Source organism: Pseudomonas sp. P5_B2 (genome assembly GCF_056400445.1).
Map to the genome: position 1 here is coordinate 1 of NZ_JBFULH010000326.1, position 4,668 is coordinate 4,668.

A 4,668-nucleotide genomic window follows, 5' to 3' on the forward strand; every position below is an offset into this window, starting at 1 on the left:
CTTCTTCCAGCTCTACCAACGCACTGCCTTCGCTGACCATTTCGCCTTCCTGGCAATACAGCGCCTTGATTACACCCGCATGGGGTGCACGAATGCTGTGCTCCATTTTCATCGCTTCCAACACCACCAATTGCGCCCCGGCTTCGACCGTTTGCCCGGCCTCCACCAGTACTCTCACGATGCTGCCGTTCATCGGGGCGGTGAGCCCACCGTGATGGCTGTGGCTGGCTTCGACGGCGCTGATAGGGTCGTAGGACTCGATGCGGCGCAGTTCACCTTCCCATTGCAGATAGACATAGTCGCCGCGACGGATCGTCCGATGCTGGCGGCGTACGCCGTTGTGCTCAGTGAGCAATTGCTCACCTTGAAGGTGGGCGGTGCTGATGTTGCCCAAGGTCAGCGCCTTGTCCTGGCCTTCGCAGCTCAAGTGCAGGGTGATTTCTTTCGGCAAACCGGCACGGAAACCATTGCTGATTGCCCATGGCGAACTCGCGTCATCTGCACGCGGTGAGTCTGGCTGACTCTGGGCAACCGCCTGAGCTGCAGCCTGCCAAAACCCGTCACTGAGGTCCGAAGGCGCCGGCAACAATTGCTCCTGAAAACGCGGGATAAACCCGGTGTCCAGTTCTGCCGCTGCAAACGCAGGGTGCGCGATGATCCGGCGCAGGAAGTTGATGTTGGTCTTGAGCCCGCCAATCGCAAACTCATCGAGCATGCTCAACAAGCGCAAACGCGCCTGTTCCCGATCCTCGCCCCAGGCAATCAGCTTGCCGAGCATTGGGTCGTAAAACGGTGAAATTTCGTCGCCTTCTTCAACCCCGCTGTCGACCCGACGTCCCGGACCTTCGGCTGACTCACGATACAGTTCCAGGCGCCCGGTGGCGGGCAGGAAATCATTGGCCGGGTCCTCTGCGTACAGACGCACTTCAATCGCATGGCCAATCAGCGGAACTTCGGCCTGCGTCATCGGCAGCGCTTCGCCACGGGCCACGCGAATCTGCCAGGCCACCAAATCAAGGCCAGTGATGGCTTCGGTGACCGGGTGCTCAACCTGCAGGCGCGTGTTCATCTCCATAAAGAAGAACTCACCGCGCGAATCCAACAAAAACTCCACGGTGCCAGCGCCGACATAACCGATGGCTTGTGCCGAGCGAACAGCGGCTTCGCCCATGGCACGACGCAGCTCCGGGCTCAGGCCTGGCGCAGGTGCTTCCTCAACGACTTTCTGGTGACGACGCTGGATCGAGCAATCGCGTTCATTCAGGTACAAGCAGTTGCCATGCTGGTCGGCGAACACCTGGATTTCCACGTGGCGCGGTTTGAGCAGGTACTTCTCCACCAGCATCCGCGAATCGCCGAAAGAGGATTTCGCTTCACGCTGGGCCGAGGCCAGGGCTTCGGCCAACTGGCTGACTTCCTCGACCACTTTCATGCCTTTGCCGCCACCACCAGCGGTGGCCTTGAGCAGCACCGGATAACCGATTCGCTCACAGGCATCGCGGAAAGTATCAACGTCTTGAGCTTCGCCGTGATAACCGGGAACCAGCGGCACGCCGGCCGTTTCCATCAGCGCTTTGGCCGCGGATTTGCTGCCCATGGCGTCGATGGCCGAGGCGGGCGGACCGAGGAAGATCAGGCCGGCGTCTTCAATCGCGCGGGCAAACCCGGCGTTCTCCGACAAAAAGCCGTAACCCGGATGGATCGCCTGAGCGCCGCTGGCCTTGGCTGCCGCAATCAGTTTGTCGATTTGCAGGTAACTGTCGGCGGCTTTGCTGCCACCGAGGTCGACGCGGATATCCGCCTCGCGGCTGTGTCGCGCTTCACGATCCGTGGCGCTGTGCACGGCCACGGTGGTCAGGCCCAGCGCTTTGGCGGTGCGCATGACCCGGCAGGCGATTTCGCCACGGTTGGCCACCAGCAGGGTGGTGAGAACAGGTGCGCTCATCAACGCGGCTCCTTGGTGGTGGGGGCTTGCCAGGTTGGCGGACGCTTTTGCAAAAAGGCGCGCAATCCTTCCTGACCTTCGGGGCTGACGCGGATGCGRGCGATGGCGTTTTCCGTGTAACGGCGCAGTGCCGGTGTCAGCGCGCCGTGGCCGACTTCACGCAACAAGTCTTTGCTGGCGCGCATGGCGGCGGGGCTGTTGAGCAGCAGGTTGTCGATCCACTGTTCGACTTTTTGTTCAAGCTCAGTGGCCGGATAGCTTTCCGACAACAAGCCGATTTCCCGCGCCCGCTGACCGCCGAAACGTTCGGCGGTCAGCGCATATCGACGTGTCGCGCGTTCACCAATGGCTTGCACCACGAACGGGCTGATCACCGCTGGCGCCAAACCGATGCGCACTTCCGACAGGCAGAACTGCGCTTCGTCGGCGCCAATGGCCATGTCGCAGCAACTGATCAGGCCCAGCGCACCACCGAAGGCCGCGCCTTGCACCACGGCCAGGGTCGGGATTTTCAACTTGGCGAGGTTGTACATCAACTCCGCCAGTTCCCGGGCGTCGTCGAGGTTAGTGTGGTAATCGAGTTCGGCCGATTGCTGCATCCACGCCAGGTCGGCGCCGGCACTGAAATGTTTGCCGCGTCCACGCACCAGCAAAAAGCGCAGGCTGGTGTCGCTCGCGACAGTGTCCAGCGCGAGGATCAGTTCGCGGATCATTTCGGCGTTGAACGCGTTGTTCTTTTCTTCACGGCTGAGCCACAGGGTGGCGAAACCCCGTGGGTCGGCCAGCAGTTCGAGGGTCTTGAAGTCGCTCATGATTTTCTCCCGATCACATCCGGAACACGCCGAAGCGGCTCGGTTCGATAGGCGCGTTCAACGACGCGGACAAGGCCAGGGCCAGCACATCGCGGGTTTGTGCCGGGTCGATGACGCCGTCGTCCCACAGCCGTGCGCTGGAGTAGTAGGGGTGACCCTGTTCTTCGTATTGATCGAGGATCGGTTGCTTGATCTCGGCTTCCTGCTCTGCGCTGAAGCCTTGACCACTGCGCTCGGCCTGTTCGCGTTTGACCTGCACCAACACCCCGGCAGCCTGCTCGGCGCCCATCACGCCAATGCGCGCGTTTGGCCACATCCACAGGAAGCGCGGGTCGTAAGCCCGACCGCACATGCCGTAGTTACCGGCACCAAAACTGCCGCCGATGATCACGGTGAATTTCGGTACCTTGGCGCAGGCCACTGCCGTCACCAATTTCGCCCCGTGCTTGGCGATGCCGCCGGCCTCATATTTTTGGCCGACCATGAAGCCAGTGATGTTTTGCAGAAACAGGAGCGGGATGCCGCGCTGACAGGCCAGTTCGATAAAGTGTGCGCCTTTCTGCGCAGCTTCAGCGAACAGGATGCCGTTGTTGGCGAGGATTGCGATCGGGTAACCATGCAAGTGAGCAAAGCCGCACACCAGCGTGGTCCCGAACAGCGCTTTGAATTCATCGAACACCGAACCATCGACCAGACGCGCGATGACTTCGCGCACATCGAACGGTTGCTTGGCGTCCGCCGAGACCACGCCGTACAACTCGTCACTGCTGTACAACGGCGCAATAGGTGCGCGCTGTTGCAGTTCGCCGAGCTTGCGCCAGTTGAGGTTGGCGACGCTGCGGCGGGCAATGGCCAAGGCGTGTTCATCACTTTCGGCGTAATGGTCGGCGACCCCGGAAATCTTGCAGTGCACATCGGCCCCGCCCAGGTCTTCGGCGCTGACCACTTCACCGGTCGCGGCTTTCACCAGCGGCGGGCCGGCGAGGAAAATCGTCGCTTGCTGGCGCACCATGATCGCTTCGTCAGCCATCGCAGGCACATAGGCACCACCGGCGGTGCACGAGCCCATGACCACGGCAATCTGCGGGATGCCCATGGCGCTCATGTTGGCCTGGTTGAAGAAGATCCGCCCGAAGTGCTCGCGATCGGGGAACACTTCATCCTGACGTGGCAAGTTGGCGCCGCCGGAGTCCACCAGATAGATGCACGGCAGGCGATTCTGTTGGGCGATGGTCTGGGCGCGCAGGTGTTTTTTCACGGTCAGCGGGTAATACGAGCCACCTTTCACAGTGGCGTCGTTGGCGACGATCATGCATTCGACCCCTTCCACGCGGCCGATTCCGGCAATCACGCCTGCGGCCGGAACGTCTTCACCGTACACCTCGTAGGCTGCCAGCTGGCTGATTTCCAGAAACGGCGAACCCGGATCGAGCAAGCGGTTGATCCGCTCGCGGGGCAGTAGTTTGCCTCGCGAGGTGTGGCGTTCTTGAGCCTTTGGGCCGCCACCGAGCTGCACTTGGGCAAGCAGGGTGTGCAGGTCGTCGACCTGCTTGAGCATCGCCGCGCTGTTGGCGGCGAACTCCGCCGAACGGGGGTTGAGCTGAGTATGTAGGATCAAGGGGGCTACTCCGTAGCAGCTTCAAGTTTCAAGCTACAAGCTACAAGTTGAAGCAAGAGCACAGTTCTCTTGCCGCATGGGGCTTGTAGCTTGCCGCTGACGAAATTTATTTCGTCTCGTTAAACAGTTCACGACCGATCAGCATGCGACGGATCTCACTGGTGCCGGCGCCGATTTCGTACAGCTTGGCGTCACGCAGCAGACGTCCGGCCGGGAATTCGTTGATGTAACCGTTGCCGCCCAGAATCTGGATCGCGTCGAGGGCCATTCGGGTCGCGCATTCGGCGCTGTAG

The 4,668-nt window shown here is 61.3% G+C and carries 4 protein-coding genes; all 4 read right to left on the reverse strand.

Features of this window, described 5'->3' with window-relative positions; translation table 11 throughout:
* Positions 1 to 1,945: acetyl/propionyl/methylcrotonyl-CoA carboxylase subunit alpha (locus AC1DRJ_RS19530; protein ID WP_477803593.1), on the reverse strand; the 1,945-nt coding region annotated here is incomplete at its 3' end.
* Entirely contained in the window at positions 1,945 to 2,757 is an 813-nt protein-coding gene (locus AC1DRJ_RS19535) for a gamma-carboxygeranoyl-CoA hydratase (protein ID WP_477803594.1), read from the reverse strand. The genes AC1DRJ_RS19530 and AC1DRJ_RS19535, both read right to left, overlap by 1 nt.
* A gap of 13 nt (positions 2,758 to 2,770) precedes the next feature.
* Positions 2,771 to 4,315 carry a carboxyl transferase domain-containing protein gene (locus AC1DRJ_RS19540; RefSeq protein ID WP_477803596.1) on the reverse strand — a complete coding sequence of 515 codons (1,545 nt, stop codon included), beginning with the start codon at positions 4,313 to 4,315 and terminating at the stop codon, positions 2,771 to 2,773.
* 166 nt (positions 4,316 to 4,481) lie between these two features.
* Positions 4,482 to 4,668 (reverse strand): acyl-CoA dehydrogenase family protein (locus tag AC1DRJ_RS19545; RefSeq protein ID WP_477803595.1); only part of this gene is annotated, 187 nt, incomplete at its 5' end.

Coding starts and splice junctions, on each gene's coding strand:
- AC1DRJ_RS19540 (WP_477803596.1), bottom strand. CDS start 4,315: ATGCTCAAGCAGGTCGACGACCTGCACACCCTGCTTGCCCAAGTGCAG.